4 protein-coding genes are annotated in these 5,789 nt (G+C 58.5%); 1 reads left to right on the plus strand and 3 read right to left on the minus strand.

Going from position 1 to position 5,789, the window contains the following annotated elements; all coding sequences use genetic code 11:
- Positions 1–84 precede the first annotated feature (84 nt).
- Positions 85–372: an RNA-binding protein gene (locus Q0510_RS19770; protein ID WP_298715568.1), complete on the plus strand. Its 288-nt coding sequence runs from the start codon at positions 85–87 to the stop codon at positions 370–372.
- 89 nt (positions 373–461) lie between these two features.
- On the opposite strand, the gene Q0510_RS19775 is transcribed toward Q0510_RS19770, so the two are convergent.
- The 3 genes from Q0510_RS19775 to Q0510_RS19785 all read right to left on the minus strand — a co-directional run.
- The gene (locus Q0510_RS19775; protein ID WP_298715569.1) at positions 462–2,270 is read right to left on the minus strand and encodes a hypothetical protein; all 1,809 of its coding nucleotides are present in this window, start codon (positions 2,268–2,270) and stop codon (positions 462–464) included.
- A 21-nt stretch (positions 2,271–2,291) separates the two neighbouring features.
- Positions 2,292–4,049 carry a RagB/SusD family nutrient uptake outer membrane protein gene (locus Q0510_RS19780; protein ID WP_298715570.1) on the minus strand — a complete coding sequence of 586 codons (1,758 nt, stop codon included), beginning with the start codon at positions 4,047–4,049 and terminating at the stop codon, positions 2,292–2,294.
- A gap of 32 nt (positions 4,050–4,081) precedes the next feature.
- Positions 4,082–5,789 (minus strand): hypothetical protein (locus Q0510_RS19785; protein WP_298715571.1); only part of this gene is annotated, 1,708 nt, incomplete at its 5' end.

The raw sequence follows: 5,789 nt of genomic DNA on the forward strand, positions 1-5,789 counted from the left end.
CAGCGTCCCCTCTCTTTCTACGACGGTCTTATCTTCTGAATTTGCTGTTTTTCCATTTATTTTTTATCAAAAAAAACGTTCATTATGAACCTGTATGTATCCAATCTCATGACCCAATTACGGGATGAGGATTTGTTCGATATCTTTTCACCTTTCGGCCGCGTAGAATCCTGCAAAATCATCGTAGACCGCTACACCGGCGTATCCCGCGGATTCGGTTTCGTTGAGATGCCCGAGCGCGAAGAAGCCCTCGCCGCTATCCGCGAACTGGAAGGCAAAGCTATCGAAGGCCGCCAGATCAGCGTTTCGGAAGCAAAACCCCGTGTGGAGCGCGACCGCTTCGACCGTGGCGGCGGCGACCGTCGTTACTAGTCCGGCACTCCATCTGAAAAATAACAATCCCCTTTGCGCGCGGAACTTCCGCACCGCAAAGGGGATTTTTTGATGAGGTTATTGCCGGCTTACCGGTGCCCGTACCGCCAGGTGAAGCGCGCATTGGGCGCAGCGTCTCCCTTGTCGAGCCACCCGATGGCGCCGGCATCCAGCGGGAAGTTATCTGCCCATTTCACCTGCAGCGCAAATTTGTCGCCCCGGATGCCCAGCATCTTCTTCGGTACGGCGATTTCCATCTCCGCCCCTTTCTGCCGGCACTGCACCTTGCCTCCTTCCGACCAGGCCCCTCCGGCAAACCGTTGCAACGAGGCCGACTGCGCATCCCCGGCCGAAGGCGCCACATGAAACCCGAACCCTTCCCACTGCGGCCCTTCCTGCCCTTCCACTTTGATGAACAGGCGCATCCAGTCGGGATCGGTGCGCGGCGTCATGTCATGCGCGGTTTTCACGTAGAAATAAACATTTTCTGCATCTGAAGCCACCGCTGCCGCCACGATGTCGTTGCGGCCCGTGGTATTGGTATAAGCCTGGATACGCCCCCATCCGGGATGGTTGCGGTGCAGTACGTCGCCCTGGTCGTCCGTGAACCGGGTTTTGACCTTCGCCCAGTCAGCAAACGCCCCGTCTATCCGGATCTTGTCTTTCCCGGAAGCCGCCTGCGGCTGGCGGGCGCCTTTATACTGCCGGATGAACGATGCCATCTGGTAATAGTAATGGTCCTGGGTAACGGCATTCGCCGGCTCCGCGTCGCGGCTGAATTCAGCGTCGTAGAGGTCCACGAAGAAGGTTTCGCCTTCCTTAGCTTTCTTCCCCAAAAAGTCCTGGCCTTTGCGGCCTGCGGTAAAGCGCATCGCCACCCATTCGTTCCAGCCGGTCACGAACACGAATTCCGGGTCCACTTCCAGCGCGCGCTTCCACTGCTCGTTGAAATACAAACCCTTTTCCGTAGCCGGTATTTCGGGCTGTTTGCCGTTATGGAAGCTGCGCCCGATGTTGGAAACAGGATGCTCCGCCACCGCCACGCTCACCTGCTCCGGTTTGTCTTTCGACTCATGCCAGCCGTAGGATTGCGGGGTATGATCAAGCCAGGGCCATTTGTCTTTCCCATCCGCAAACCACTCCTGCCCTTTGCTCCAGGCCCAGGATTGCCGTACGTTAAAGAACGCGCCGATCTCGGGCGTTACCGCTTCCGGCGGGCACAGCAGCAGGGGCTTGCCTTTCCAGTAAAACCAAAGGTCGCTGAACAGCCCCTTCTTGTAGATTTCGTTGTACAGATTTTGTACCGTCTGCTTCGGGGAGCTGTTCACGATGAAAGCGATCGACGGCGCCGCTTCCCCGGCAGCTCGCAGCTTCCGGTAAGTCTCGGCAACTTTCGTGACCTGCGGCAGGTAAATCGGCCCGTTCGTCACATCGAAAATAATCACGTCCACGCCCGCATCGCTGAGCATCTGCGCGTGTTTGCGGATGATCCATTCATCATCGGGCAGGTAATACCCGAAATAGGGCTCCCCCCAGTGGTGGAAGGCATGCACCGGTCCATACTTCGGATTGCCGGGATTGGCTTTCAGCATTTCGGTGATGTCGTAAGGGCTTTGCGTATCTCCGGGAGATTTCGCCATGACCCCGCCGCCGGGAGCGCCGGCGGCATGCTTGTCGTAGCCGTGCGCGCCCTGCCAGATAAAGTAAAAAATGCCGACGTACCTGCCGGCCCGGGGTGCGGGATAGCTCCCCGGCGCAATGGTTCGTCCCAATCCGTCGGTTGCTGCCCATTCATCCGCCCGGTGCGGCGAAATGGCCACGGGCGTTGTCTGCTGTTGCGCGAAAACCGCCTGCGCAGCCATCAGGGCGGCGCAGGCGGTGAGGATAGTTCTATTCATGTTGCGATTGCATGGTTTTCATTATTCATTCCAGCCGGGGTTCTGCCAGTTCACGCCTGTCAGCTGCCGGATCTTGTCGGCCTCGTTCTGGTCGAGCGGATACATGAGGAAGCGGTCCTGGTTCGATTCGCGGTTCTCGAATTTGAACCGCTCGTACGTCAGCACGTCATTGTTTTTGGTGATGCGCATGCCTGTTACAAATTTATCCGTCTCGGCGAGAATTTTCCAGCGGCGCACGTCAAAGAAGCGGTGCTCTTCGAAAGCCAGTTCCACCGCGCGCTCGTTCCGGTATTTTTTCTCAAAGTCTCCCTTCGACATCCCCGCCGGGAAGCCGGGCATGCCCACCCTGGCGCGAACGGCGTTCACCGCTTCGCGGGCGCTCATGCTGAAGTTCCCTACCGTTACTTTCACATCGGGGCCTACGGCCTGGTTGGCCGCTTCCGCGAAGTTGAGGTAAAGCTCGGCCAGCCGGATGAGGCGCACCGAGCCATCGGCGTTTCCATTCTGCACCGACTTCCAGTTATTGAACTTGCGGACATAATACCCGGTGCGGGTAAACCGGCGGTTGTCGGTAGAGATGCCTTCCAGTCCGCCCACGAACGTTTCCACTTTCTTACCGTTAGGCTGGTTGAGATAGCGCACCGCGCCGTTGTAGTAAATCGACGCATAGAAACGCGGGTCGCGGCCGGCATAAGGTTGCTGCGGATCGTAGCCGGAAGCGGGGTTGATGATGGGCGTAAGTCGGTCGTTATCACTGTACCCGGTGATGGGCGCTTCGCCATTGGCCATTTCATAGCGGTCGATCATCTCCTGCGTGGGGTTGGGCCCTGATTTCGACACACCCGGGTTGGTGGGCAACCCGGCGTTCTGCCACATCGCCATGGTGCCTCCCGTATGCAGGATGGTTTCCTTGTCGCGGGTACGCATGTCGTTGGAAGTGATGAAATGATAGAGTGCATAGGCATTCTGCGCCACCGCGGGGTCCGTGTTCTCATTGAACAGGCTGAAGCCGTTGGCGAGGCATTCGCCCAGGGCCGTGCCGGTGACGTTGGCCACTTCCTGCCAGCTGTAGGAGCCATCGTTCCAGAGCGGGCTGGCGGCATACAACATGGCCTGCGACTTCACGGCGTGCGCTATCGCACGGGTCATGATGCCATACTGGTTTTCATAGATATCCCAGTTGAAGCCCGGGCGCCCCGGCGGCACGCTGAGCGCTGAATCGCATTCTTTGATGATAAAGGCCACCACATCGGAGAATTTCGCGCGGCTGTCTTTGGAAAAATCGTGCCCGATCGGCAACGGCTTATCGAAGATCGGCACACCGCCGTAGCGCTTGATGAGCTGGAGATAATACAATCCCCGCAGGGTATGCGCCTGCGCCACCCAGGAGTTGCGCTCTTCGGGCTGCGCCACGATGTTGGCCGTGCGGATGCCGCTGAGGAACACATTGGTCTTGCGGATGCCTTCGAACAGGCGCGCCCAGGGCTGGCCGTCCTGCGACTGGCCGCCGTAGCTGCTGGCCGTTACATCGCCGGCGTACCAGGCGCGGTAGCGGGAGTTGGCGGTGATATCGTCGCAGTCCTGCGCTTCGTCGGTGAAGGAAGAGCGGTCTACATGAGGGCCGGGTACGAATCCGTAGCAGGAATTCAGGTAGCCGCGGGTATAATCGTAATCGTTAAAAACTTCTCCCAGCGTGATGCGGCCGTCTTGCGGCAGGTCGAGCTGCTTGTTGCACGACAGTGCGGCGGCGGCGAGGAGGAAGGGGAATATTTTCTTCATGTTGTTTGTTTTAACATGTCAACGTCTCGTAATTAGAATTGCAACTGTACGCCCGCGTTGTATACACGGTACACGGGGAATGCGCCGTATCCGCCGCTTTCGGGCCCGAAGTCGGATGTGGGCAGCTTATCCCAGGTGAGCAGGTTCTGCCCGCTGAGAAGGATGCGCAGCCTTTGCGCGGCCAGCTTCTTCGCGATGTTGCCGGGCAGCGTCCACATCAGTTCCAGGTTTTTGAGGCGGAGGTAAGAACGGTCGTAGTAGTAGAAGGTATTGGTTTCGTGGTTGACCGTTTTGATCAAAGAAAGCGCCGGATAGGTGATTTCCTCTCCCGCCGCGTAGCGCTCGGCAGTCCAGGCTTTGCGGTGGAGGGAACCGTACACGCCGTCGAAGTCCGTTTCGCGGACGCCCATGCCGGAATAGGAAGAGGCGTACTGGCCGGTGCCCTGGAACAGGAAATTCAGCTCCAGCGAACGGAACCTTACGCCGCCGTTGATGGCGTACTGCTGCCGCGGGGTGTTGCCGTAGCCCATGGGCGCCCGGTCCTTCTGGTCGATGATCTTATCCCCGTTCAGGTCGGTGTACCGCAGGTCGCCGGGGCGCGGCGAACCGAAGGCGTACGTCAGCCCGCTTTCCGTGATTTCTTCCTGCGAGTTGAAGTAGCCGTTGCCGTTGGACTTGTCCACCACGTACCCGAATTCCGTTCCCAGCGAGTATCCTTCTTCCCAGTTGCGGTAAGCGTAATCCGCCGCGCGTTTGGCTTCGTTCCAGCTGATGATGGTGTTTTTGGTATAAGCGAACCATCCGCCCAGGGAGAAGCCCCAGTGCTTATTGAGGTCTTTGCTGATGGTAGCCGATACTTCGTACCCTTTGTTTTCGAACACGCCCATATTGGTGCGGGGATAGTTGCCGAGCGGGATGCCCTGGTACTGGGGGATCTTGTTCACCGCTCCCACTACCATGTTATTCATTTTCTCGTCGAATACATCGGCGGTGATATGCAGCATGTTGAACAGCCCGATGTCTATACCGGCGTTGCGCTTGGTGGAGATCTCCGCGGTTACGAGCGGGTTACCCACCAGGTTTTCAGTGATATTGTATTGCAGGTAGCCGAGCGGGCCGCCGCCTCCGAAGGTCACGTTGTCGAGGTAGGCGAAGCGTGAAAGACCGTTCCGGTCGTTGGCCGTTTTACCCCAGGAGCCCCGCAGCTTGAGGAGGCTGAGCCACTCCGCCCCCTCCAGCCAGCGTTCCCCGGTAACCAGCCATGCTGCAGAAACGGCCGGCGTACTGGTGAAGCGAACATCGCGGGCATATTGCTCTGAGCCGGAACGGCCCAGGTCGAATTGCAGAAAATATTTACCGGCATAATTATACGTCACCTCCCCGCCCAGGCTCAGCCGCGCGTATGGCAGCATGCCCGGCGCGCCGTTGTCGGCCGTGGTAAGGTTCTGGAAATACCCGAATGCCGTGGCGCCCACGTGGTGCTTGCCGAAGTCACGGCTGTAATCCAGCTGGGAATGATACGTCAGGTGATAGTAATAGCTGCTGGATTTGCCATACCCCAGCGGCGTATTCGTTTCCCCGCCCTTCTTTACGAAGGCCAGCGTATCCCGCCGGTCGGTACGCATCCAGCGCTCATAGTTCTGCGTGGTGCTGAGGCTGCCCACGGAATTGGTCTGGTACGCGAAGGTGCCCGTGAGCGACAATCCCTTCGTCAGCCAGCTCAAATCCGCTTCCACGCCT

The sequence above is a fragment of the uncultured Chitinophaga sp. genome, assembly GCF_937874145.1.
Taxonomy (GTDB): Bacteria; Bacteroidota; Bacteroidia; order Chitinophagales; family Chitinophagaceae; genus Chitinophaga.